The organism is Kitasatospora sp. NPDC056651 (genome assembly GCF_042792155.1).
GTDB lineage: Bacteria > Actinomycetota > Actinomycetes > Streptomycetales > Streptomycetaceae > Kitasatospora.
Window position 1 is genome coordinate 207,592 of the sequence record NZ_JBHTWX010000001.1, and the last position, 24,607, is coordinate 232,198.

The window sequence follows — 24,607 nt, forward strand, 5'->3', positions numbered from 1 at the left end:
AGGGAGCGGCGGCGCGTCGCCGTTCGGCGCGGCGGCCGGACGGCGTTCGGTGCGACCGCCGGATGCCGTCCGGTGCGGCCACCGGACGGAGATCGCGTTCGTTGACAGCGCGGCCGCGGCCTGGCTCTAATGGGGCCGTGCAGCGCGGCGTCGGCCACAGAGCAGTGGGCCGGCCGACAGCCGAGCGAGCACCCTGCCGAAGGGACGACGCGCGATGAGCACTCTCTCCGCTGCCCTGATCTGACGCCCGGCGGCCACCGCGGTTCCCGCGTGCGCGAGGTGCGCCCCGCGACGCCCGTCCTCCGACCGGCGTGCCGCGTCCAGAGTCCCGTGATCCGGGTGCCACGTGCCGCGTGCCGCGTGCCGTGACCGGCGTCGCCGGATGCGAGACCGGTCGCAGCACCAGCACCGAAATCGCGTGTGGCCGCGTTCCCCTTTCCCCTTGGAGACTTCACCGCACACATGCCCATGTCCTTCAACCTGTACGTCATCGAGGAGTTCCGCGCCAACGGCGGGCGGGTCGGCGGCCCGTTCGAGGGCGGCGACCTGCTGTTGCTGACCACCACCGGGGCACGCTCCGGGCGGCCGCACACCGTGCCGCTCGGGTACGTCCGGGCGCAGGGGCTGCTCCTGGTCGTCGCCTCGGCCGCCGGAGCGCCCGAACACCCCCAGTGGTACCGCAATCTCCTCGCCCACCCGGTGGCCCGGGTCGAGCTCGGCTCCGAGTCCTTCGACACCATCGCCGTACCCGCCGAAGGCACCCGCCGGGAGCGGCTGTTCGCCGCCGTCGTCCGGCAGGCTCCGGGCTACGGCGACTACCAGGAACGGACCGGCCGGAAGCTGCCGGTCGTCGTCCTGGAACGACCCGAACGACCCGAGCCGCCCGGACTGCCCCCGGACGGCCCGGCGCCCGCGGTGCGCAGCCTCGCCGACAAGTTGCTGGAGGCGCATACCTGGCTGCGCGCCCAGCTGCGCCACGTCCGGGCGGAGACGCACGCCCACGTCCCCGGCCGACCGATAGCGCTCGGGTTCCAACTGCGGCAGCACTGCCTGGCCTTCTGCGACGGGCTGACGCACCACCACACCGGCGAGGACACCGCGATCTTCCCCGCCCTGGCACGCAGCCACCCGGAGCTGTCCGACGTCCTGGCACGGCTCGGTGAGCAGCACCGGGCGATCGGGCGGATCAAGGCGGAACTGGTGGCACTGACGGCCGGAGTCGCGACCGCCGAACCGGCGCGACTCCGGGCGGAGCTGGACCGGATGTCCGCCGAGCTGGAGGCCCACCTCGACTTCGAGGAGACGGAACTGCTGCCGGTGCTCGCCGGCATCCCCTTCCCGCCGACCGGGCCGGTTCCGCCGGCCAGGCCCGGTCCGCCGACGGGGCCGGTTCCGACCGGGAGCTGAAACGGCGTTGCCGCCGCCCCCGCCCGAGGTACGGGAGGGGGCGGCGGCGCGGACGCGTCCCGGGCCGGGGCGGCCCGTGGCGGCGGTCCTTACTTCGACGAGAACACCGGGAGGTAGCCGCCGGACTGGCCGGCCGCCTTCGGGTGGTAGCTCTCGCCGACCGGGATGGTGGTGCTGTTCAGCCAGGTGGTCAGCGAGCCGCAGATCTCGTGCTCGGCGAAGATGCTGCGGACGTCGCCGAAGGCGAAGCCGGCGTTGGCGGCACGCTTCGCGAGGACGCCGTCCAGCGTGTCGGCGGCACCGTTGATGGCGGAGCGCTTGGTGTCGCTGATGCCGAAGATGCAGCTGCCGCCGATCTTGTAGATGTGCGGGTAGCCCATCACGACGACGTGAGCGTTCGGGGACTTGGACTTGATCGCCGAGTACACCTTGTCCAGCTGACCGGGCAGGGTGGTGTTGGCGTAGTTCTTGGCCGTGTTGACGGCGTTGATGCAGTCGGTGTCCGAGCCGAGGACACAGGTCTGCATGGTGTCGGCGAAGCCCGCGTCGTTGCCGCCGACCGAGATGCTGACCAGCGTGGTACTGGCGTCCAGGGCGGAGATCTGGCTGTTCAGGATGTCGCCGGTCTTGGCGCCCGAACAGGCGACGAACTTGAACGAGGACGGCGAGTGCGCGTTCTTCCAGAGGTACGCGTACGCGTTGGTGCTGCGCTTGCAGTCGCCGCTGTCGCTCAGGTAGCTGCCGGCACCGACGCCGGAGGAGTACGAGTCGCCGAGGGCCACGTAGTTGACGCCGGCGGCGTTCGCGGAGGAGGCGGCGAAGAGCGTCGTCATGGTGAGGCCTGCGGCGACGACGGCAATGGACAGGGCACGGGCAGGGCGGAACATCGCATCTCCAGTGGGGTGGCGTGGCGAGGGTCACAGAAGTGATACCAGGCGGTAGCCAAACCCGGAAGCGGTCATGCCAAGGATATTGACGAGCCGTCTGATAGCTCGGAGATGAACTGCCACTGACATTCCGTGATTTCGCGCAGGTCAGCAGGGGTGCACGGTGACGCGCGTAGCGCACCGCACGCAGAGCAGAAACTTGCGGAAATTCTGTGCAAGGTAAGCGGGCGGTCGCCACCCGGCCATCGCCAGGTCAGATTCGAATCGACCGTCAGCGGGTGTCAGCAGGTGCAGGGGGGGCTGATGGCACGCCTCATGACGCGTCAGGAGGTGGGGGCGGAAAGAGACATCAGCGCCATGGTCGGAATTCACCACCACGGCCGACGGGACCGCACGGAAGTGCCGACGGGCCACCGCGTCGGCGCACCGCCACGACCCGTCAGGGCAGCGCGTCAAAGCAGCACGTCGGGGCGGCGCGCACGGACGGCGCGCACGGACGGCGCGCACGGACGGCGCGCACGGACGGCAGGCCTGTCAGCCGACCGGAACGCCGACCTGGGGTGCGGCGACGCGCGAGTTCAGCCCCGGGCGCCGGAGCGGCCGCCACCGGGGTACGTGCCGCCCGAGTACACGGCGCCGGGGAAGACCGCGCAGCCCTCGACCGGCAGCTCCTCGATCGCCTCGTTCGCGGCCGCGGGCACACCGAGCCAGTGGGCGGCGGTGGCGACCGCCGCCCGGGCCTGGCGCAGCCCGGGCGTGCCCCAGCCGAGCAACTCGACGGCGAGGCCCGGCGCGACCAGCAGCCGCCGGTAGTGCCGGCCCGAAGCCGGGTCGGCCGCACTCGGCCCGACGGCCCGCAACGCCGCCGCCATCCGGACCCGCGCGCACTCGTGCCCACCGTTCGCCGAACCGACCCGGTCGTACAGGTAGCCGAGGTAGTACGGCCGGCCGATCACGGCCTGGGCCTCCTCGGCCGCCTCCCGGGCCAGGGCGGCAGCCGGGTCGCCACCGTCCTCCGGCTCCAGGGAGCCGCCGGGCAGCGAGCAGATGCCGTCCCGGGGGTTCACCAGTGTCAGCACCCGCCCGTCCGGTGCGAACAGCCACCCCCAGGACTGCTTGACCGGCAGCCCCTCCGGCACCTGTTCGCCCGGCCGCCACGGCCAGCCCGCCGTGGGGCGCCGCCGCACCTTCCCGAGCAGCTCCGCGACCTCCGCGCTGTACTCGATCGGGCTCATGCTCTCGCCCCGCGACGCTCGGCGGGGGCACTTGCCCGCGCACACCCCCTGGCACCGAGCTCGCTCCGCTCGCTCATCCGTCCCCCTCTCGCTGTCGGGCTTCGCCGGACCGGCGGTGCGCGGGGAGGACCTGCAGGGCACGGCACGGAGCGGAGCGGCCGGAGCGGCGGCGTGGGGCACCGCACGCTCCTGCTGTTGATCTTCTCCGAATCTTCCCCGAACAGGCGGTCGATGAACAGTCCCCAGCGCCGCATGGTGGATGCGGGGCCGGTGAGCGCGGTGCCCCGAGGGCGGTGGACGCCCCGATCACCCCAACGGCCCACCCCCTCCCACGGGGTCGGCGAAGCCGGGCAGCGGGAACCCCGGCCGAGGGTCCACCCCGGGCGGGAAGGGCAGCCCCCGAGCGGCGTCGTCGGCCAGCTCGTCGAACACCTCGTGCGCGGACATCGGCCGCAGCCGCCCGCCGGTCAGCGCCCAACCGCGCACCGGCGGCCGGGGCGGCCGGGCGTCGGCGGCCGACGAGCCGGGCGGAGTGCCGACCGGCTCCGCCCCGCCGTCGGCCCGGTCCGACCGCGCGGGCTGCCCGCCCACGGCCGGATCGCCGTGCAGCAGCAGGGCTCCCTCCCCACCCGAGGCCACCCCCGCCGCGAGCGTCACACAGAACGCCTCGGTGTCCCGCCCGGCGGGCTGCAGCCGCCCGTCCTCCACGCAGACGTCCACCGCCGAGGTGAGCTCCTCCCCGTCCTCGGGGCCGTGGCAGCGCAGCGTCAACAGGTGACACCCGTCCCCCGCCCCCTCGGCCAACGCCAGGTAGACCGACGTCACGTACCGCATCACGGCCGCCATCCGGAACTGCCCGTCCGGGTCCTGGCCGACCGCGTCCAACAGAGCCGCACAGGCCACGGACATCCGCAGCCGCGCCCGGTGGTCGTCCAGCAGCACCGGCGCCAACTCGGCCAGCCGCTCCCCCGCGTAGACGAACGGCTCACCGGCCAGCTCCGGATCTCCCGCGTAGGCGACCCGCGCGGCGGCCATCCGGGGATCGAGGCCGAGCGCCTCGCAGTAGTCCTCGAAGTCGCCCGCCTCCAGGACCCGCAGGTGCACTTCCAGCCCCTGCCGGTGCAGGGCCGTCAGCTGCTCCTCCGCCCGCCGCAGGTAGGCCTGGTGCCCGAGCCCGCCGAACAGCCCGTACCGCGCGAGCCCGGCGAAGTCCACGGGATCGACCGCCAGTGCCACCGCCACCGGCTGGGGCGGGGGCGCACCTCCGAGCCGCCCGCCGCGCCCGGCCCGCGCGCCCCCTCCCGCACGCGCGCCCGGCGGTCGCCCGCCCCCGGGCGGCGCCGCCCCTCCGGGACCGCCGGCCGACTCCCCACCGACACCGCCACCCGGCCTCCGCCCGGCCAGCAGCAGCACCCGCCGGCGCCCGTGCGACGGCCGACCTGCCGCAGCTCCCAGCACCTCGCACACCAACTCCCGCACAGCAGTCATGGCTCCTCCTTCTCGTTCTCCCGACACGGATCGCGCCGACCGCCCCGGCTGGGAACCGGCCGACGTCGAGGAACATACACAGAGCCACTGACAATTCACCCTTGGTAATCGAGCACCTCGGCGCCATCCCTGAGGCGGCCGCGGCGCATCGACCCCGGGCACCACCGGGGCCCGCGACCGGGGGCGGGGCGCGCGCGTGGTGCGCGGTGCGCGGTGCGTGGTGCGCGGTGCGCGGTGCGCGGTGCGCGGTGCGTGGTGCGTGGTGCGCAGCCGACAGGTAACAGGTGACAGATAACAGATTTCGAAATCTGTCAGCTGTCAGCTGTTACCTGTCAGCCGTCGATGCCACCCACCACTCACCCCCACCACCTCCGAGCCCCCCGGGCCCCGTGGGTCCACCGGGCCGGGCGGGATTGTCGGTGCCGCGGGTTAAGGTCGGGAACCATGCGACTGCTGCATACCTCCGACTGGCACCTCGGGCGTTCGTTCCACCGCGAGAGCCTGCACGACGCCCAGCGCGCCTTCCTGGACCACCTGGTGGACGTGGTCCGGTCCGAGGGCGTGGACGCCGTACTGGTCGCGGGGGACGTCTACGACCGGGCGCTGCCCGGGCTGGAGGCGGTCGCGATGTTCGACGACGTGCTGCACCGCCTGGCCGACCTCGGGGTGCCGACGGTCTTCATCAGCGGCAACCACGACTCGGCCCGCCGCCTCGGGGTCGGGGCGGGGCTGATCGGCCGGGCCGGGATCCACCTGCGGACCGACCCCGGTGAGTGCGCCGAGCCCGTCCTGCTGGCGGACGAGCACGGCCCGGTGGCGGTGTACGGGCTGCCGTACCTGGAGCCGACACTGGTGCGCGAGCGGTTCGGGCTGGCCAGGGGCGGGCACGCCGCCGTGCTCGGCGCGGCGATGGACCAGGTCCGGGCGGACTTGGCGGCGCGCCCCGCCGGCACCCGGGCGGTGGTGCTGGCGCACGCCTTCGTCACCGGCGGCGCACCGAGCGACAGTGAGCGGGACATCGCGGTCGGCGGCGTCGCCTCGGTGCCCGCCTCCGTCTTCGACGGGGTGCACTACGCCGCGCTCGGCCACCTGCACGGCTGCCAGACGCTCGCCCCGCACCTGCGCTACAGCGGGTCCCCGCTCGCCTACTCCTTCTCCGAGGTGAACCAGCGCAAGACCATGTGGCTGGTCGACCTGGCGGCCGACGGCGCGGTGACGGCCGAGCGGGTGCCCTGCCCCGAACCTCGCCGGCTGGCCACCCTGCGCGACACCCTCGACGCTCTGCTCACCGACGAGAGGTACACCGAGCACGAGCGGTCCTGGGTGCAGGCCACGCTCACCGACGCGGCCCGGCCGAGCGAGCCGATGGAAAGGCTGCGGCGCCGCTTCCCGCACACCCTCCAGCTGCTGTTCGACCCCGAGCCGAGCGAGGCAGAGCCCTCGCAGTCGTACGCGGCGCGGGTCAGCGGCCGCGCGGACCTGGAGATCGCCGAGGGCTTCCTGCGGCACGTCCGCCCCGGTGCCGAGCCGCGGCCGGACGAGCTCGGCTGGCTGCGCGAGGGCTTCGAGCGGGTCCGGGAGACCACCGACCGGAAGGCGGACCTGCCCCGATGAGGCTGCACCGGCTCACCGTCACCGCCTTCGGCCCGTTCGCGGGCAGCGAGACGGTGGACTTCGACGCGCTCGCCGCCGGTGGGCTGTTCCTGCTGCGCGGCGCGACGGGCGCGGGCAAGAGCAGCGTGCTGGACGCAGTGTGCTTCGCCCTCTACGCCGAGACGCCGGGCGCGCGCCGGGCCAACCGGCTGCGCAGTGACCACGCCGACCCGAAGCGGCTGACCTCGATCGAGCTGGAGCTGACCCTCGGCGGCCGACGGCTCCAGATCACCCGGCTGCCGGAGCAGCGCCGTCCGAAGAAGGTCGGCACCGGCACCACCGTCGAACGGGCCCAGACCCTGCTGCGCGAATGGGTCGCCGACGCGGGCGACGGCACGCCCGGCTGGCGGGGGCTCAGCAAGTCGCACCAGGAAGCCGGGGAGGAGATCCACCGGCTGATCGGCATGAACCGGGAGCAGTTCTGCCAGGTGGTGCTCCTGCCGCAGGGCGACTTCGCCCGCTTCCTCAAGGCCGACTCGGAGGAGCGCGGCAAGCTGCTGCGGCGGCTGTTCGACACCGAGCGGTTCCAGCACGTGGAGGCCTGGCTGGCCGAGCAGCGCCGCGGTCAGGAGACCGCCGTCCAGTCCGGCCGACGCCGACTGCGGGACCTCGTCAGCAAGGCCGAGCAGGCGGCCGGTCCGGGCGCCGAGCCCGCCGGGGACTGGATGCCGGCCGAGGAGGACGACACCGCGCCGGCCGCCGGAGTGCTCGGCTGGGCGGCGGTCCTGCGCAGCGACGCGGCCGAGCGGCTCACCGTCGCCGAGGCCGCCCTCGCGAGCGCCGAGGCGGCCCAGCGGACCTCCCAGGAACACCGGGCGGCCGCCGAGGAGTTGGCCGGTCGCCAGCGCCGGCACCGGGAGGCCCGGGACCGAGCCGAGCGACTGGCCGGCTTCGAGGCCGCCGCGGCCGCGGACCGGCGGCGACTGGCCGCCGCGCAGGACGCCGTCGGCGTGGAGTCCGCGCTGAGGTTGCGGGAGAGCGCCACCGAAGCGCTCCGGCGCTCCCGACAGGCTGAACTCCGGTACCGCGAGGCACTGTCCGGCACCGGCGACGAGGGGCGGGGGCTCGCCGGAGCGGACGCCGCCGGGCTGGCCGAGGCCGAGCTGCGGCTGCGGGCCGAGGTGGTTCGACTGGAGGCGGTCCGGGCGGAGGAACGGCGCTGCGCGGAACTCGCCCGCGAGCAGCGGTTCCTGACGGACGAACAGCGCAGCGTCGAGGAGCGGGCCGAGGAGGCCGAGGACTGGCTGGCCGAGTTCGAGGGCGAGTTGGGCCGGCTTGAGCAGCAGCACGCCGAGGCCCGGGCGGCGACCGACCAGGTCGAGCAACTGGACGAGCGGCGAACCGAGTTGGCGTTCCGCCTGAGTGCGGCCCGGGAGCGTGACGGACTGCGCGCCGAGATCGCCACGGCCGAGCCGCGGGTCGCCGACCTGCGGACCATCGCACTGGACGCCCGCGAGTACAGCCTGGACCTGCGGGACCGGCGGCTGCACGGCATGGCCGCCGAGCTGGCGGAGCAGCTGCGCGCGGGTGAGGCCTGCCGGGTCTGCGGCTCGCCCGAGCACCCGGCGCCCGCCGAGGCCGCTCCCGACAGCCGGGTCGGAGCCGAGGACGAGGAGCGGGCGCGCCGGGCCCAGGCCGACGCCGAGCGGGTCTGGTCCGAGGCCGAGCAGGCACTCACCGCGCTGCGGGTGCGCGAGGCCACCGCTGCCGGCGCGGCCGGTCCGGACGCTGCGGATGCGCTCACCCAGCTGCTCTCCGCCCTGGAGCGCGAGCACCACGAGGCGCGGCACGCGGCGGAGGCGCTCGGCCGGGTCGAGCGGGAGATCGCCCGACTGTCGCAGGACCGCGCCCGCCGGGTCGAGGAGCTGCGCGAGGCCAAGGAGCGCGCCGCCGTCCTCTCCGACCGGCTGCTGGCACTGAGCGCCGAGCGGCGGACACTGGCCGGCCGGGTGGCCGCCGCCCGGGGCGAGGCGGCCTCGGTGGCCGACCGGGCCGCTGCCCTCGCCCGGCTCACCGAAGCGGTCGCCGCCACGGCCACCGCCGCCCGGGCCCGCGCGGATGCCTCCGCCCGGCTCGACGGGACCGAGGAGGAGCTGCGCGAGGCCGCTGCCACCGCGGGCTTCCCGGACTCCGCGGCGGCACTGGCGGTGCTGCTGCCACGCGAGGAGCGCGAGCGGCTGGAAGCCCGGCTGGAGCGGCACCGCGCCGAGACCTCCGCCGTCCGCCGTGAGCTGGCGCTGCCGGAACTGGCCGAGGCCGCGGACCGTCCCCCGGCGGACCTGCCCGCCGTCGCGGCCGCGCTCGGTGCCGCCACCGAGCGGCTCGGCCGGGCGCACGCCGACCACGCCGCCGCCCGCGAACGCTGCGGGGCACTGGCCGTGATCGGGCGGCAGCTGACCGGGCTGGCCGACGAGCTGGCCCCGGCGCTGGACAAGTACGGGCGGATCAACCGGCTCGCCGCACTCGCGGCCGGCACCTCCACCGAGAACCGGCTGCGGATGCGCCTGGAGTCGTACGTCCTGGCGGCCCGGCTGGAGCAGGTCGCGGCGGCGGCCAGCGACCGGCTGGTCCGGATGTCGGGAGGCCGCTACACCCTGATTCACAGCGACGACCGGGGCACCGGCACCAAGCGGTCGGGCCTGGCCCTGCGGGTGGTCGACGCCTGGACGGGCACCGAGCGGGACACCGCCACCCTCTCCGGGGGGGAGAGCTTCTTCGCCTCGCTCTCGCTCGCCCTGGGTCTGGCCGACGTGGTCACCGACGAGGCGGGCGGCATGCCGCTGGACACCCTCTTCATCGACGAGGGCTTCGGCACCCTCGACGAGCAGTCCCTGGAGGAGGTGATGGACGTCCTGGACGGTCTGCGCGAACGCGACCGCGCGGTCGGCATCGTCAGCCACGTCGCCGACTTGCGCAGCCGCATCCCGGCCCAGCTGCTGGTCCGCAAGGGCCGACACGGCTCGACCCTGGCACTGGCCGGGCGGGAGGACGCGTAGCGCCGTCCCGCCGGGTCCGCCGTGGGGCCGGCCGGAGGCTCAGCCCCGGGATCAGCCGGAGCAGGCGATCCGCTGTGCCTGCTGCCAGGCGCACACCGGGCAGAGGGTGCTGCCCTGGTGGTAGGCGGGCAGTTCCGTAGGCTCGCCGCACAGCACGCAGTCGGCGCGCGGCCCGGTCGCCTCCGGGTCGTACCGCAGTGCGGCTTCCGCTCCGCGGTCGGGCGAGAGTTCGCAGACGACCGCTTCCTCGTTCGTACCGGTGTCGCTCATGCCGCCTTCCTACTCCGCTGCTCCGCCCCACCGCAACCTGCTCCCGGGCCAGGGCGAGGGGCGGGGGCGAGACCGACGGACGGACGGACGGCAAACAGATTTCAGAAAACGTTCGCTGAAATCTGTCATCTGAAACCTGTCGACTGAAAGCCGCCCGCCGAACCCCGACCACCCCACCACCCGCCCGTCCCCACCCGGCGACTACCGTGACCGGCATGGTCACCGACCCGCACCGACGCCTACTCGCCGCCCGCGCCACCGCCCCGTCGTACCCCGAGGTGGGAGCCACCCGGGACGGGGGCGGGCGGCTGCCGGACGGCTACGCGCACCTGCGACGGCGGGTCCACCTGGGGCACGGGCCGGAGGTGCTGGAGCGAGCCGGGCGGTACGTGCTCGGCTGGGGCAGCCAGTTGGGCACCGGCTTCGCGGTGTACCCTCCCGGCCCGGCCCGGGAGGGTGAGACGGTGCTGCTGCGGCTGAACCTGTCGGGAAGCCGGTGGCCGCGACTGGTGATCCCCTGCCGGGTGGTGTGGGCGGTGGACGAGCCGGGCCGGATCGGATTCGGGTACGGAACCCTCCCCGGACACCCGGAGTGCGGCGAGGAGGCGTTCCTGGTGTCGATGGACACCGACGGCCAGGTGTGGTTCGAGGTCACCGCGTTCTCCCGGCTGTCCGCCTGGTACGCCAGGCTGGGCCGGCCGGTGGCACTGCTCTGCCAGCACCTGGCGATCGAGCGCTACCTCGCCGCGGTGGCCGCGCACGTCCGCTGAGCCCGCCCGTCGGCCGTCCGCAGCCGGCGTCAGCCGCCAACCGCCCGCCCTCAGCCGAGGAAGGACAGCCGGACCGTCCGACGCAGGTTGTCCCCGTTGGTGTCGACCAGCACCACCGACTGCCAGACGCCGAGCGCCAGTTGACCGCCGAGCACCGGCAGGGTGGCGTGTGGGGCGACCAGGCCGGGCACCACGTGGTCCCGGCCGTGGCCGGGGCTGCCGTGCCGGTGGCGCCAGCGGTCGTCAGCCGGGAGCAGGTCGCGTAGGACGGCGAGGAAGTCGTCGTCGCTGCCGGAGCCGGTCTCCAGCACGGCGATCCCCGCGGTGGCGTGCGGGACGAAGATGTTGAGCAGGCCGTCGCGCCCGGCGGCCCGTTCGTCGAGGAACGCGGCGCAGCGGTCCGTGATGTCGAGCGCGACCTCACGACTGCCGGTGGTGATCTCGAAGGTGCCGCTCTGGAAGGTGCTGGTCAGGAGCGGGCCGGTCTGGGTGGAGTGGTTGTTGTCCGCCATGGCGCCATCCTGTCCCAGGCCAGGGGGCCGGGCGTACTCCCTGAGCGACTCGCCGCGCCGGGCGGCCGGACTCGCGTAGAGTGAAAGGTTCAGACCACAGCACCCTGAGCGACCCGGGAGCCCACCCGCACACCGCCTCACGACCGCCCGCGCACCGCCCTGGGCACCAACCGCGCACCGCCCTGCCATCGCCGAACACCACCCGAACACACCGAAGACCCGGCGGACCGAACGGTCCACCGGGTCGGTTCCCGACCGCGCGACGGGGAGGGACCCGTACCGCGTCGGCCGTGCCCGCCGGCTGTACTAGCCGCGCCCGCCGAAGAGGCTCCGCCGCAGCCGGCGCAGCGGCGTCAGCAGCGAGATCCTGGTGTGGCGACGTCGGGTCGTCGGGGCCTCGGCGCCGCGCGGCGTGAGTTCCCTTATCAACCCGAGCGCCTCGGCGGTGTCGACCGCCGGGAGTGCGGGCGCGCCGAGCACGGCCAGGTGTCGGTCGATCCGGCGGCCGGTCGTGCCGACACCGCACTGGATCGCCGGCACGCGGGGCCGAGTCCGCACTTGCATGTGTTCCATCAGTTTTCCCACCCCTACGAGGCGCCAGGGCCGTGAGGCGAAGACTATCCGTGACGGACGGCCTTCGCGCAACCGTCCTTGGTCTTGTGCCACCGTATCGTGCGACGTCAACTGACGAAGCACCAGGGGCTGCCCGGCCGGTCACGACTAGGCATCAATGATGGTGCACGACCGGCCGTTCGTCACCGGGTCCGCGAAATATCCCTTCCACACCCCGCGCATCCGCCTCCCGTATAGGGGACAGCCGCCACATCGACAAAGCGACCACCGGACGCCCCGAAGCCACCCGAAGCGCCACCCACAGCGCCACTCGCGGAGCCGCTCACGGAGCCGCTCACGGAGTCACTCACAGGGCCTTGCGCACTGCCAACGCCCGACTTCAGGAAGTGAACACAATCGAGGGATTGACTCCCGCCAATCATCCAAGCAATATCTGATGCACACGTCCGCACCCACACCCGCACTCGGGCGAGTGTTCGAGTGGTGAAGGGCGACGCGAGAAGAACTCCGGCTCCCGCGAGCCACTGCCCGGCCGCCTCGACGCTGCGGCGGCCAGGCTCGCGCGGTGCCCGGACCGGCGGTCGGCCGTAGAGGGTCGGCCGGGCCGCCACCTGACTGCCGGTGCCGCCCCGCGAGGGGCCCGGCACCGGCGGTTCCGGTCCCCTCGGGCCCCTCCGAGGGCCTCGCGGCCCCGGTATCGCCGCCCCGGAGCCCCACACCACCGCCCTGGAGGCTCCACGGCGGGCGTCCGCGCAGGTCGCGCCCGGTGGATCGGTAGACTCGGCCAGCGTGTCCCTCCTCCTCAGCATCGTGCTCCCGGTCCACGGCGTGGAGCGGTACCTCCCGCGCTGCCTCGACTCGATCCTCGGCGACACCCCCGCCGCGGAGACCCGTTTCGAGGTGATCGCGGTCGACGACCTCTCCCCCGACGGCTCCGGCGCGATCCTGGACGCCTACGCGGCCCGCGACAGCCGGCTGCGGGTGCTGCACCTCACCGAGAACCAGGGCCTCGGCGGCGCCCGCACCGCCGCCCTGCCGCTGGCCCGCGGCGAGTACGTCTGGTTCGTGGACAGCGACGACTGGGTGCCCGAGCGGACGGTCAGCACGCTGCTGGACGAGCTGACCCAGGAGCGTCGCCGGGAGACTCCCGCCGACGTGCTGATCACCGACTTCACCCACGTCTATCCGGACGGCGACACCGAGCCCAACCCGTGGCGCCACGTGCTGACCGGCTCCCCGCTGGTCGAGGGCTGCACGCTGGCCGAGCACCCGGCGCTGTTCCAGACCGTGATGTCGGTGTGGAACAAGCTGTTCCGCCGCGCCTTCCTGGACGGCCTCGGCGTCTCCTTCGGCCGTGGCTACTACGAGGACATCTCGGTCACCTACCCGGCGCTACTGGCCGCCGGACGGCTGCGCTACCTCGACCGCCCCTGCTACTTCTACCGGCGCGGCCGGGACGGCGCGATCACCGCCACCGCCTCCCCCAAGCACGCCGACGTGTTCGCCCAGTACGACGCGATCTTCGCCTTCCTGGACCGCCCCGAGGACGCCGACCGCCCCGAAGCCGCCGCTCGCCCCGAGGACACCGACCGCCCCCGAAGCGCCGACCGCCCCGGCCGGCCCGTCCCGGACTCGCTGCGCACCCTGGTCTTCGACCGGACCGTCCGCCAGGCGCTCAACGTCTACGACACCCCCGGGCTGGTCCCCACCGACCTGCGCAAGGACTTCTTCCGGAAGATCGCCCGGCACTTCGACCGGCACCGCCCGGCCGATTACCGCTTCCCCGGCGGGGTGCGCGGCGTGCAGTACCGGCTGGCCGCCCGCGGTGCCCGGATCGCGTACGCGGAGCTGCGCCGCACCGGCCGACTGCCGCGCGAACTCAAGCGCGGGGCAAGGGCGGTGGCGCCCGCCGTGAAGAAGGGGGTGCGCAGCGGCGCCCGGTTCACCGCGTACAACGCGTTCCGCCGGCTGCCGCTGGACGAGAACCTCGCGGTCTACGCCGCCTACTGGCACCGGGGTTACGCGTGCAGTCCCGCCGCGATCTACGAGAAGGCGAAGGAACTCGCCCCGCGGATCCGGGGGGTGTGGGTGGTGGAGAACCGCACCCAGGCCGCCGCGCTGCCGCCCGGGGTGCCGTACGTGATCGTCAACACCCCCGCCTACCTCAAGGCGATGGGGACCGCCAAGTACTTCGTCAACAACGTCAACTTCCCCCGCACGATGACGAAGCGCCCGGGCACGGTGCACGTCCAGACCCAGCACGGCACGCCGCTCAAGGCGATGGGCATGGACCTGCGCGAGCACCCGGCGGCGGCCGAGGGGATGGACTTCGACCAGCTCCAGGAGGCCGTCGACCGCTGGGACTTCCTGGTCTCCCCCAACCCGCACACCAGCGAGCACTTCGCCCGCGCCTTCCCCGGCCGCTACGAGATGCTGGACACCGGATACCCGCGCAACGACCGTCTGGCGAACGCCACTTCGGACGAGCTCCGGGCGATGCGCGAACGGTTCGGGCTGCGCCCGGGCACCCGGGCGGTGCTGTACGCGCCGACCCACCGGGGCAGCAAGGGCGGCTACGTCCCGCTGCTCGACGTGGCCGCGCTGGCCCGGGAGTTGGGACCGGACTTCACGCTGTTGGTGCGCACCCACTACTTCCACACCGGCGGTCCGGGCGACCTGACGGGGGCCGGTACGGATTCGGCGGGGATCGTCGACGTCTCGGAGCACCCGACGGTCGAGGACCTCTACCTGGCGGCGGACGCGCTGGTGACGGACTACTCGTCGATGATGTTCGACTACGCGGTGCTGGACCGGCCGGTGGTGATCTTCGCCCCGGACTGGGAGGAGTACAAGCGGGAGCGCGGCGTCTACTTCGACCTGTTCGCCCAGCCGCCGGGGGCGGTCACCCGGGACGCGGCCGAACTGGCGCGGGCGCTGCTGGCGGGCGACCCGGAGTCGGCGGCGCGGGCGCGGTTCCGGGCGAGGTTCTGCGTCTGGGACGACGGCGGGGCGGCGGAGCGGGTGGTGCGCCGGGTGTTCCCGGTGGAGAAGCCGGTGGAGGCGCGGGTGGAGAACCCGGCGGAGAACCCTGTGGAGAAGTAGGAGAAGTAGCGGAGGAGGACCCCGACGGCGGCCGCGAGGCTCCGGACGGGCCGGTGCCGCCGCCATGGCGGTCCCGGCTCCGTCGGCTCGGGTTCAGCGCTGGCGGGCAGCCCGGAACTCCTCGAAGGTCAGGACGCCGTCGTGGTCGGTGTCCATGCTGTGGATCAGTGCCTCGGCCATCGAGAGGGTGACGTCGTGGTCGCCCATCTCGTTGGCGGCCAGGGCGTACTCGGCCGCGCTGATCCGGCCGTCGCCGTCCTTGTCGAAGCGGTCGAAAAAGGCCTTGATCGCCTCAGTGGTCTCCATCATGCCCTCCTGCGTACTGCGGGGTGGTGCCCGGATCGGACGGCCGTACCCTACCCCGGCCGTGGCGCGCGCCACGGTCTCCCGGAGTGGACGGGTTCGGGGGTCGGTGTCGTAGTCTGCGGATCTGATCGCAGGCCCGGGCTCCTCCCGGGCGGCCGTTCGCCCAGGGAGGGAATCGTGCTCGACCTCGCCACCAAGTTGGTGCTGAAACCGGTCTCGCGGGGGATCTGGCGGCCGGCCATCGAGGGAATCGAGAACGTGCCCCGCAAGGGCGGGGTGATCCTGGCCAGCAACCACCTGTCCTTCATCGACAGCGTGGTGATCCCGCTGACCGCACCGCGCCGGGTCCACTTCCTCGCCAAGGCCGAGTACTTCACCGGCACCGGGCTCAAGGGCCGGCTCTCCAAGGGCTTCTTCGAGGCGATCGGTGCGGTGCCGGTCGAGCGCGGCACCTACCGTTCCGCTCAGGCCTCACTGGAGTCGGCGCTGGAGATCCTGGAGGACGGCAAGGCCTTCGGCATCTATCCCGAGGGCACCCGTTCCCTGGACGGACGGCTCTACCGGGGCAAGACGGGCGTCGCCTGGCTCGCGCTGACCGCGGGCGTGCCGGTGGTTCCGGTGGCGTTGGAGGGCCCGGAGCAGATCCTGCCGGTGGGCAAGCGGGTACCGCGGCTGAAGAAGGTGACCGTCCGCTTCGGCGAGCCGCTGCAGTTCGACGAGCTGCACGGGCAGGCCCGCTCGCTGAAGGCCCGCCGACAGGTGACCGACGAGGTGATGGCCGCCATCCAGCGGCTGTCCGGCCAGGAGGTCGCGGAGAGCTACAACGAGGTCCCGAAGGCGGCCTGACCCCTCACGCCGGCTGCCGTACGACCGCCGCCGCCTCCGCCGCTTCCGACCCGCCCGGTGCCTCCGGCACTCCTGGCACGTCCGGTGTGTCCGGCACGTCCGAAACCTCTGGCGCGTCCGAAACCTGCCGCGACTCCGGCGACTCCGGCGGCGCCAGCGATTCCGCGGCCTCCGGCGCCTCCCGGCGCAGCAGCGCCGCGTACCGGCCGTCCAGCGCCACCAGCTCCTCGTGGCTGCCGAGTTCGACCACCTCGCCGCGGTCCAGGACGGCGATCTGGTCGGCGGCGCGGACGGTGGAGAGCCGGTGCGCGATGGTGATGGTGGTACGGCCGGCGGCCAGGGTGTCCACGGCCTGCTGGACGGCGCGTTCGGTGCGGTTGTCGAGTGCGCTGGTGGCCTCGTCGAGGATGAGCACCGGCGGGTTGCGCAGGATCGTCCGGGCGAGCGCGAGGCGCTGCTTCTCGCCACCGGAGAAGCGGTAGCCGCGCTCGCCGACCAGGGTGTCGTAACCGTCCGGGAGAGCGGCGATGGTGTCGTGGACCTGGGCGGCCCGGGCGGCCTCGACCAGTTCGGCGTCGCTCGCGCCGGGCTTGGCGAAGCGCAGGTTCTCGGCGACCGAAGCGTGGAAGAGGTAGGTCTCCTGGGAGACCACGCCGACCGCGCGGGCCAGGGTGTCGAAGGAGAGCTCGCGCACGTCCACGCCGTCCAGGGTGACCCGTCCGCCGGTGACGTCGTACAGCCGGGGCACGAGGTAGCTGAGGGTGGTCTTGCCCGAGCCGGTCTCGCCGACCACGGCCAGCGAGCTCCCGGCCGGGACTTCGAGGTCGAGGCCGGACAGGGTCGGGCGCTCCTGCGCGGGGTCGTAGCGGAAGTCGACCGCCTCGAAGCGGACCTCGCCCCGGATGTCGGCCAGGGCGACCGGGTCGGCCGGCTCGTCGATCTCCACCGGCAGGTCGAGGTACTCGAATATGCGCTGGAAGAGCGCGAGCGAGGTCTGCACGTCCACGCCGGTGGAGAGCAGGCTGACGGTCGGGCGGAAGAGGCCCTGCTGGAGGGTCACGAAGGCGACCAGGGTGCCGACCGAGACGATCGGCGCGCCGGCGGCGGAGGTCAGCCCGGCCGCCCAGTAGATCAGCGCGGGCATCGCGGCCATCACGATCTGGATGGTGTTCATCCGCCAGCGCCCGGCCATGCTGGCCCGCACCTCCAGGTCGGCGAGCTGGTCGGACTGCTCGGTGAACTCGCGGGCGAGCGAACCGGCGCGGCCCATCGTGCGGCCGAGCAGGATGCCGCTGACCGAGAGCGACTCCTGAACCGCCGAACTCATCACGGCGAGCTGCTTCTGCCGCTCGGTGGTGATCTTCTTGCGCTCCTGGCCGACCCGCCGGCTGATCCAGACGAACAGCGGGAGCAGCACCAGCGAGACGACGGTCAGCCGCCAGTCGAGCGCGACCATGGCGACGACGGAGGCGATCACCGCGGTCAGGTTGGAGACCAGGCTGGTCGCGGTGGAGGTCACCGTGGACTGCATGCCGCCGATGTCGTTGGCGATCCGGGACTGCACCTCACCGGTGCGGGTGCGGGTGAAGAAGGCCAGCGACTGCCGCTGGAGGTGGCCGTAGACGGCGGTGCGCAGGTCGTGCATCACGCGCTGGCCGACGGTGGTGGAGATCAGCGTCTGGAGGACGTTGAAGACGCTGTTCACCACGGCGGTGAGGATCATGCCGAGCGCCAGCAGGCTGAGCAGCCCGGTGCGGCCCTGCGGGATGGCGGTGTCCAGGACGGCCTTGAGCAGGAACGGCGAGACGACCGAGACCACGGCGGACGCGGCGACCAGCAGGCCGACGGTGGTCAGGCGGCCCGAGTACGGGCGGAAGAGCGCGAGGATGCGGCGCCACTGGGCCGGCGGGCGGGGCTCGCCCTCGGCGCGTTCGGGCGGGGTCCAGTCGATGGCGGTGGGCCTCAAGGGCGGGCCTCCCTGGCTGGGACGGTGGGGCGGACGGGCGGGCGGACGGTGGGGTGACCGGTGAGAGGGCCGGCGGAACGGCCGGCGGAATGGCCGGCGGAATGGCCGGGCCGGCCGGGGTCAGCATAGCGAGGGTAGCTCATAGTTAGACAAGCTAATAGTGAGGGTTACTCTATTCCTCGAACCGCCGCCCGACCGCTCCCGCGACTCCCCGTGGACGGCCGGGCGACCGACCGTGCCCGGCTCGCGCCCGGCCCGACTCCTCCCGACCCGGCCCGACGCGCCCCAACCCAACCCGACCCGACCCGACCCGACCCCTCCGAGCCGACCCCGACGCGCCCGCCCCTGCCGTCAGTTCGCCCGGTAGGTGCGCGCCGCCTTCGAGGAGAGGCCGCCCAGCCCGCCGGAGGGCAGCACCCGGGCGAGGACCACGGCGACCTTGTACCGCTTGCTGGGCACGGAGACCGCCCGGCCGCGCGCCAGGTCGCGCAGCGCCTCGTCGACCACCCGCTCCGCGGAGAGCCAGGACCAGGACGGGATGTTGCCGGTGCCCATGCCGGCCCGCTGGTGGAACTCGGTCCGGGTGAAGCCCGGGCACAGCGCCATGACGCGCACACCCGTACCGACGAGATCGCGCATCACGCCCTGGCTGAAGCTGACCACCCAGGCCTTGCTCGCGCCGTACGTGCCACGCGGCACGAAGGCGGCCACCGAGGCCACATTGATGATGGCGCCCCGGCCGCGTTCCCGCATGCCGGGCAGGGCGGCCGTACTGAGCCGCAGGATCGCCTCGATGTGCACCTTCAGCATGTCCAGCTCGTCCTGGAGCGGGACGACCCCGAAGGCGCCCTTGTTTCCGAAGCCGGCGTTGTTGACCAGGAGATCCACCGGTCGGGCCGAGTCGGCGAGCCGGGCCTCCACGGCGCCGATGCCCTCGTCGGTCGCGAGGTCGGCGGTGAGCACCTCCGTCTCGACGCCGAACTTCGCGTGCAGGTCCGCGGCGGCGCGCTCCAGGCGCCCGGTGTCGCGGGCCACCAGGACGAGCCGGTAGCCGCCGCGGGCGAGCCGACGGGCGAACGCGGCTCCGATGCCGGCGGTCGCGCCGGTGATCAAGGCTGTGGTCATGCCCCAGACCGTACCCAACCCCCGCATCCGTGCCCACATCCACGGCAACGACCCAGTTCAGCGACTTGCGGATGCAGGTCCCTGGAGGTGCTCGTACTGTCGAACGGGGGCATCGCCCGACCGGGTGGTGAAATCCTTTCGAGGAGGCACATCTGATGCTTACTCAGTTCAGCACCGAAACCGCTTCGCCGTCGCACAGCGCGACACTCGAGGCCGAAACACTCGCGAGCCTGATGGTGGAGGACGAGGCCGTCGTGTCCGACGCGCCCACGTACCTGCCCGAGGCCGCCGGCGCGGTGCTCCTGGCCGCGCTGCTCCTGCTCTCGCCGAAGGGACCGAAGGAGAAGCCGACCCGGTAGGACGGCCCCTCCCTGTCGGGCCGTGTGCCCGTGACCAATCCTCCTGAAGGGGGACCCGATCACCATGCCAACCGCCGAGACCCCTCTCCGTGACGAGTTCGCCGCGGCGGTCGAGCGGGTGGCGGACCGGACCCTCGCCGTCCTCCGGGACGGCGAGGGCACGGCCGCACTCGCGGACCCCGACAGCACCGTGCCCCGCCCCCTGTTGGCCGCGGTACGGGTGCTGGGTGCGGACCTGTTCGCCCCTCAACTGCTCTCCGGCGCGGAGCCGGACAGCACCGGCGCCGCCCTGCTGGCCGAGGCGCGCGCGTCCTTCCCCGCGCCGGCGCCTTCCTCCGAGGAGGCCGCACTGGTCGTCAGCTGGCAGGACTGGGCGGCCGGGCGGCTGCTCGCCCGCACCCCGTACGGATCGGCCGGACCGACCCCCGCACCGCTGTCCGGCCCCGAAGTCGTCGGCTGGCAGGCCTGGTCGAAGCGGATGGCCCAGCTGTCCGCACTGGCGCTGCCCGCCCTGGACGGACCGATGCACGACGCGGCCCGCGCCAACACCCTGAACCTCGCCCGCGGCACCGTCCGCTGCATGCTCCGGCGCGACCCCACCACCGCCGTCCGGCTCGCCCGCTGGCTCGCCTGGTCCCATGCGGACGGCCGCCCGCTCCGGCTGGAGATCGAACCCGTCCTGGACCGGATCCGCCTGGCCGGCGACGGGACCTCCCGCTCCCTCCTCGAACTCGCCATTGCCCAGCGGCTGTTGAACGGGGTGACGAGATGACCGACACCGAGGTGCTCGCCACCGCCCAACAGCTCGGATCCCGGTCACTGTCCTGGCTGCACGCCGGCTACCAGCGCGGCTACAGCCGACTGGAGGACAGCACCATCGTCGACCTGGCCGACCCGGAGGACGTCTACAAACCGCTCTGCGAGGCCGCGTTGGCCTCCTCGCTGGTACTGCGCGACGGCGTCGCCGGCCCGCACGACACCCACCTCGCCCGGGAACTCCTCGAAGCCGCCTGGACCCAGCTGGGCGAGGGCGGCCTGCTGCTCGAACGGCAGTTGCGACACGTGACCCTCGTCGACCCACTGGAGACGTACGGCCACTTCGCCCGGGCCGGATACCGCCACGCCGCCATGGAGGAACTGCTCACCTCGATCGGCCGGCTCCGCGCCGTGCACGCCGTCGAGATCCAGGGCAGCCGCCACCTCGCACTCGCCAACGCCCGGCGGATCTCGGGCCTCGAACCCCAGCCGGACTGGCCCGCGCTGGCCCGGCACACCTGGCTCGGCGCCCTGCCCGAACCGTGGACCATCGCCTGGGTGATCGCGTACCAGGTCACCCACACCGTCTTCCACCTCACCGACTGGGGCGCCCGGCCGGAGTGCCTGCCCGAGCCGATGCGCGACTACCTGCGCGACTGGCTGCCCGTCTGGCTCGACATCTGGCTGGAGATCGAGCAGTGGGACCTCGCCGGCGAACTGCTCATCGTGGACTCGTGCATCGGCGAGCCGGTGACCGGACGAGCCGGGTGGGAGGCGCTGGCCGCGGCCCAGCAGGAGGACGGGATGATCAAGTGCGAGGGCTCCGCGCCCGAGAACGACGACCCGGAGGAGGACTTCCGCCAGCACTGCCACACCGCGGTGGTCGGGGTCGTGGCCGCCGATGTCGCGCTCTCGCGGGCGCTCGGCGGCACACCGGTGGCCGCCCCTTGAGCGGGCTGGACGCCGCTGTCACGGCGGTGGTGCGGGCGGCCCGGCCGCACGCCACCGCCGTGACGGTCGCCCTGGCCGACGGATCCCGGGCGGAGGTGCGCTGCTTCGGACGGGTCGGGCAGGGCCCTTCGGCACCGCCCTGCACGCCCGACACCGTCTTCGAACTCGGCTCCGTCAGCAAGACGTTCACCGCGCTGCTGTTCGCCAACCTGGCCGCGCGCGGCGAACTCGCCCTGGACGACCCTCTCGACGGGCGACTGCCACGCAACTGGCACACAGCACAGGTCCGTTCGGCGGAACCCATCCGACTGCTCCACCTGGCCACCCACACCTCCGGCCTGCCCCGCCTTCCCCCCGGTCTGCTCGCCACGGCCGCGCCGACCTGGTTCAGCAACCCGTACGAGACGTACCGCGACGAACAGTTGAGAGACGGACTGGCTCGAACCACCGTGCGCGGCAGGCCCGGCAGCCGGTTCCGCTACTCCAACTACGGAGCCGGACTGCTCGGCCGGGCACTCGCCGAGACGGGTGGACTCCCGTACGGGGAACTGCTCACCGAACGGGTCTGCGGACCACTCGGGCTGCGCGACACGACCTGCTCCCCGGACCAGCCGGGGCGGGCGACCGGGTACCGGCGCGGGCAGGCACTCCCGCCCTGGAGCATCCCCGGGCTGCCCGGAGCCGGTGGCGTCCGCTCCAGCGGGGCCGACCTCCTGCGCTACCTCCGGGCGCATCTCGATCGGGGCCGGGATCTCCATCGGGGCCGGGATCCCGACCGGGAACGGGATCCCGGTCAGGAACGGGATCCCGGTCAGGAACGGGATCCCGCTCGGGAACGCGCCGAGTTGGCGGTCGCACTGCGCGAGGTCCAACGCCCCCGGCTGCGGCTGCGGCACTCGGGTGACGAGCTCTGCCTGATCTGGAACCGCCGCCGCTCGGGCGAGCGCGACCTCTGCTTCCACAGCGGCGGCACCCGGGGATTCACCGCCTTCGCGGGATTCTCGCCGGACGGCTCGGCCGCCGTCGCGATCCTGGCCAACACCGCCCCGGCACTGGACGGCCGGTTCGTCCAGGCCGGGTACGAGTTGCTGCGGACCGCCGCTGGTGTCACACGGACTTGACGGCTGGGCGGCTGGACGGCTGAACCGAATTGACGGTTGCGCCCCTGGACCGCCGGACGGCGATCAGACGGCGACGGCCTTGGCGCGGTCGGCGGCGATGTGCACGGCGAGACCGGCGAGCACGGTGCCCATCACGTAGCGCTGGATCCGCAGCCAGCCGGGGCGGCGGTTGAGGAAGGCCGCGATGCTGCCCGCGCTCAGCGCGATCAGGCCGTTGACGGTGACCCCGATCGCGATCTGGACCAGTCCCAGCACCAGACTCTGCACGGCGATGTGGCCACGCTCGGGGGCCACGAACTGGGGCAGCAGCGAGATGTACATGATGGCGATCTTGGGGTTGAGCAGACAGGTCAGGAAGCCCATCGTGAACAGTCGGCGCGGTGGGTCCGGCGGCAGCTGCTGCGGGGCGAAGACCGCCTCACCGCCCGGCTTGACCGCCTTCCAGGCCAGCCAGAGCAGGTACCCGGCGCCGGCCAGCTTGATCGCGGTGTAGAGGACGGGTACCACCGAGAACACCGCGGCCACCCCCGCCGTCACCGCGACCAGGTAGACCAGGAAACCGGCCGCGACCCCGATCAGCGAGATCAGCCCTGCGCGGCGGCCCTGCGCGATCGAGCGCGAGACCAGGTAGATCATGTTCGGCCCGGGCGACAGCGCCATGCCCAGGGCCACGGCGGCGATCCCGAGCGCGGCGTGGAGGTCCACGGCGGATGTCAACACGTCCATGTGAGGAGGCTAGGACGGGCCGCCGGGTCGATGCAATGATGACTTTGCCCTCGGTGCAATGGCTGGTGCGCCGCCGGGTGAGCGCCACCGCGGAGGCGGAGTCCCGGACGGGACCCGCACGGCTCAGGGAGGACCGACCGCCGATGGACGACTACCGCCTGATCGCCGACCTGATCGCCGCCGATATCGCGGACGGGCGGCTGCGGCCCGGGCAGCAGCTGCCGACCCAGCGCGCGTTCGCCCGCAGCAGGGGCATCGCCGCCTCGACGGCTGGACGCGTCTACCGGGAGCTGGCCCGGCGCGGTCTGACCGTCGGGGAGGTCGGGCGCGGCACCTTCGTCCGGGCCGGGCGCGGGCCGGAGGGCGCCCGGGTGGCGCTCGCGGAACCGGCCGCCTCCCCGGTGGACCTGGAGCTCAACTACCCCGTCGTCCCGGGACAAGCCGAGCTGCTGACGGGTGGGCTGGCGCCGCTGCTGCGGCCGGACGCGCTCGGCGAGGCCCTGCGGCCGGTCGGCGCGGCCGGGACGGACGCGGCCCGGCGGGCGTTCGCGGGACTGGTCTCGGCCGGGGCCTGGGAGGTCGAGGCGGAGCGGCTGCTGTTCGCCGGCAACGGGCGGCAGGCCGTCGCCGGGGCGCTGTCCGCACTGGTGCCGCCCGGACAGCGGCTGGGCGTGGAGGAGCTGACCTATCCGGTGGTCATGGCGGTGGCGGAGCGGCTGGGCATCGTGCTGGTACCGCTGGCCGTGGACGGGCACGGGCTGCTGCCGGATGCGGTGGCGGCCGCCCACCGGGCCGCACCGCTGCGCGCGCTGTACGTCCAGCCGCGCCTACAGAACCCGCTCGGCGCGAGTCTGTCGGACGAGCGGGCGGCGGCGCTGGCGCAGGTGCTGCGGCGGCTCGACCTGCCGGTGGTCGAGGACGCCGTCTGGTCCTTCCTGCGGCCCGATCTGACGCCGCTCGCCGCGCTCGCCCCGGAGCGGACCGTACTCGTGGACAGTCTCTCCAAGCGGCTCGCCCCGGGGCTGACCACGGGTTTCGCGGTCGTCCCGGCGGCGCTGCGCGAGCGGGTGGCGGGGGCGCTGCGCTCGGGCGGCTGGACACCGAGCGGCTTCGCGGTGGAGGCGGCGGTGCGCTGGATCGGGGACGGCACGCTGGCCTCGGTGGAGGCGGCGAAGCGGGCCGACGCGGTGGCCCGGCAGCTGCTGGCGCGCGAGGTGCTGGCGGGACAGCGGCTGCGGTCCGATCCTGGCTCGTACTACCTGTGGTGGGAGCTGCCGGCGGGGTGGCGGGCGGAGGCCTTCGTGGCGGAGGCGGCACGCGCCGGGATCTCGGTCACCCCCGCGGCGGCCTTCGCCGTCGATCCCCGGCGCTCACCCTCCGCCGTCCGGGTCGGGCTCGGTTCGCCGCCGCTGCCGGTGCTGGCGCGGGCGCTGGAGATGCTGCGGGCGTTGGCGGCGGCGGGGCCGGGCGGGGGCGGGGTGGGCGGACGACCGACAGATGACAGCTGACAGATTTCGAAATCTGTCAGCTGTTATCTGTTATCTGTTGGTTGTCATCT

General features: G+C 73.6%; 21 protein-coding genes. 11 read left to right on the forward strand and 10 right to left on the reverse strand.

The window, feature by feature from the left end:
* Window positions 1–462: 462 nt before the first annotated feature.
* Window positions 463–1,407, forward strand: coding sequence for a nitroreductase/quinone reductase family protein (locus tag ACFRAR_RS00835; protein ID WP_380693149.1), 945 nt, complete (start codon window positions 463–465; stop codon window positions 1,405–1,407).
* Window positions 1,408–1,496: 89 nt separating this feature from the next.
* On the opposite strand, the gene ACFRAR_RS00840 is transcribed toward ACFRAR_RS00835, so the two are convergent.
* From ACFRAR_RS00840 to ACFRAR_RS00850, 3 genes are all read right to left on the reverse strand, one after another.
* A complete protein-coding gene (locus ACFRAR_RS00840; protein WP_380693151.1) occupies window positions 1,497–2,294 on the reverse strand; it encodes an SGNH/GDSL hydrolase family protein in 798 nt (265 codons plus the stop codon).
* Between the two features lie 578 nt (window positions 2,295–2,872).
* Window positions 2,873–3,529 carry an NUDIX domain-containing protein gene (locus ACFRAR_RS00845; protein WP_380693154.1) on the reverse strand — a complete coding sequence of 219 codons (657 nt, stop codon included), beginning with the start codon at window positions 3,527–3,529 and terminating at the stop codon, window positions 2,873–2,875.
* Window positions 3,530–3,835: 306 nt separating this feature from the next.
* Window positions 3,836–4,765 (reverse strand): hypothetical protein, encoded by a 930-nt coding sequence (locus ACFRAR_RS00850; RefSeq protein WP_380693156.1) that lies wholly within the window; start codon window positions 4,763–4,765, stop codon window positions 3,836–3,838.
* A 696-nt stretch (window positions 4,766–5,461) separates the two neighbouring features.
* Between ACFRAR_RS00850 and ACFRAR_RS00855 the strand changes: the two genes are divergently transcribed.
* Complete coding sequence (locus ACFRAR_RS00855) at window positions 5,462–6,631, forward strand: exonuclease SbcCD subunit D (RefSeq protein WP_380693158.1); 1,170 nt, start codon at window positions 5,462–5,464, stop codon at window positions 6,629–6,631.
* Window positions 6,628–9,666, forward strand: a complete 3,039-nt coding sequence (locus ACFRAR_RS00860) for an AAA family ATPase (protein ID WP_380693160.1) — start codon at window positions 6,628–6,630, stop codon at window positions 9,664–9,666. Before ACFRAR_RS00855 ends, ACFRAR_RS00860 begins: the two co-directional genes overlap by 4 nt.
* 51 nt (window positions 9,667–9,717) lie before the next feature.
* Here ACFRAR_RS00860 and ACFRAR_RS00865 read toward each other — a convergent pair whose 3' ends face one another.
* A complete protein-coding gene (locus ACFRAR_RS00865; protein WP_380693162.1) occupies window positions 9,718–9,936 on the reverse strand; it encodes a hypothetical protein in 219 nt (72 codons plus the stop codon).
* Window positions 9,937–10,151: 215 nt separating this feature from the next.
* Between ACFRAR_RS00865 and ACFRAR_RS00870 the strand changes: the two genes are divergently transcribed.
* A complete protein-coding gene (locus ACFRAR_RS00870) occupies window positions 10,152–10,706 on the forward strand; it encodes a DUF1990 family protein (RefSeq protein WP_380693164.1) in 555 nt (184 codons plus the stop codon).
* Window positions 10,707–10,756: 50 nt separating this feature from the next.
* On the opposite strand, the gene ACFRAR_RS00875 is transcribed toward ACFRAR_RS00870, so the two are convergent.
* Window positions 10,757–11,218, reverse strand: coding sequence for a YjbQ family protein (locus ACFRAR_RS00875; protein ID WP_380693166.1), 462 nt, complete (start codon window positions 11,216–11,218; stop codon window positions 10,757–10,759).
* Between the two features lie 306 nt (window positions 11,219–11,524).
* Complete coding sequence (locus tag ACFRAR_RS00880; protein ID WP_049650625.1) at window positions 11,525–11,791, reverse strand: hypothetical protein; 267 nt, start codon at window positions 11,789–11,791, stop codon at window positions 11,525–11,527.
* A gap of 789 nt (window positions 11,792–12,580) precedes the next feature.
* Between ACFRAR_RS00880 and ACFRAR_RS00885 the strand changes: the two genes are divergently transcribed.
* A complete protein-coding gene (locus tag ACFRAR_RS00885) occupies window positions 12,581–14,893 on the forward strand; it encodes a CDP-glycerol glycerophosphotransferase family protein (protein ID WP_380693168.1) in 2,313 nt (770 codons plus the stop codon).
* 93 nt (window positions 14,894–14,986) lie between these two features.
* On the opposite strand, the gene ACFRAR_RS00890 is transcribed toward ACFRAR_RS00885, so the two are convergent.
* On the reverse strand, window positions 14,987–15,202 hold the full coding sequence (locus ACFRAR_RS00890; protein WP_380693170.1) for an EF-hand domain-containing protein: 216 nt from the start codon (window positions 15,200–15,202) through the stop codon (window positions 14,987–14,989).
* Window positions 15,203–15,376: 174 nt separating this feature from the next.
* Between ACFRAR_RS00890 and ACFRAR_RS00895 the strand changes: the two genes are divergently transcribed.
* On the forward strand, window positions 15,377–16,045 hold the full coding sequence (locus tag ACFRAR_RS00895) for a lysophospholipid acyltransferase family protein (RefSeq protein WP_380693172.1): 669 nt from the start codon (window positions 15,377–15,379) through the stop codon (window positions 16,043–16,045).
* A gap of 4 nt (window positions 16,046–16,049) precedes the next feature.
* Here ACFRAR_RS00895 and ACFRAR_RS00900 read toward each other — a convergent pair whose 3' ends face one another.
* Window positions 16,050–18,011, reverse strand: a complete 1,962-nt coding sequence (locus ACFRAR_RS00900; protein WP_380693175.1) for an ABC transporter transmembrane domain-containing protein — start codon at window positions 18,009–18,011, stop codon at window positions 16,050–16,052.
* 351 nt (window positions 18,012–18,362) lie between these two features.
* The gene (locus tag ACFRAR_RS00905; protein ID WP_380693177.1) at window positions 18,363–19,136 is read right to left on the reverse strand and encodes an SDR family NAD(P)-dependent oxidoreductase; all 774 of its coding nucleotides are present in this window, start codon (window positions 19,134–19,136) and stop codon (window positions 18,363–18,365) included.
* A gap of 155 nt (window positions 19,137–19,291) precedes the next feature.
* Between ACFRAR_RS00905 and ACFRAR_RS00910 the strand changes: the two genes are divergently transcribed.
* The 4 genes from ACFRAR_RS00910 (at window position 19,292) to ACFRAR_RS00925 (ending at window position 22,323) form a co-directional block, all read left to right on the forward strand.
* Window positions 19,292–19,495, forward strand: a complete 204-nt coding sequence (locus ACFRAR_RS00910) for a hypothetical protein (protein ID WP_380693179.1) — start codon at window positions 19,292–19,294, stop codon at window positions 19,493–19,495.
* 64 nt (window positions 19,496–19,559) lie between these two features.
* Complete coding sequence (locus tag ACFRAR_RS00915) at window positions 19,560–20,267, forward strand: hypothetical protein (RefSeq protein WP_380693182.1); 708 nt, start codon at window positions 19,560–19,562, stop codon at window positions 20,265–20,267.
* Window positions 20,264–21,202 (forward strand): DUF6895 family protein, encoded by a 939-nt coding sequence (locus ACFRAR_RS00920; protein WP_380693184.1) that lies wholly within the window; start codon window positions 20,264–20,266, stop codon window positions 21,200–21,202. The genes ACFRAR_RS00915 and ACFRAR_RS00920 overlap by 4 nt, the downstream gene beginning before the upstream one ends.
* Complete coding sequence (locus ACFRAR_RS00925; RefSeq protein ID WP_380693186.1) at window positions 21,199–22,323, forward strand: serine hydrolase domain-containing protein; 1,125 nt, start codon at window positions 21,199–21,201, stop codon at window positions 22,321–22,323. Before ACFRAR_RS00920 ends, ACFRAR_RS00925 begins: the two co-directional genes overlap by 4 nt.
* Window positions 22,324–22,386: 63 nt before the next feature.
* Here the strand turns inward: ACFRAR_RS00925 and ACFRAR_RS00930 are convergent, their stop codons facing one another.
* On the reverse strand, window positions 22,387–23,049 hold the full coding sequence (locus tag ACFRAR_RS00930) for a LysE family translocator (protein WP_380693188.1): 663 nt from the start codon (window positions 23,047–23,049) through the stop codon (window positions 22,387–22,389).
* A gap of 143 nt (window positions 23,050–23,192) precedes the next feature.
* Between ACFRAR_RS00930 and ACFRAR_RS00935 the strand changes: the two genes are divergently transcribed.
* Window positions 23,193–24,557 carry a PLP-dependent aminotransferase family protein gene (locus ACFRAR_RS00935; RefSeq protein WP_380693190.1) on the forward strand — a complete coding sequence of 455 codons (1,365 nt, stop codon included), beginning with the start codon at window positions 23,193–23,195 and terminating at the stop codon, window positions 24,555–24,557.
* The last annotated feature ends 50 nt before the right edge of the window (window positions 24,558–24,607 follow it).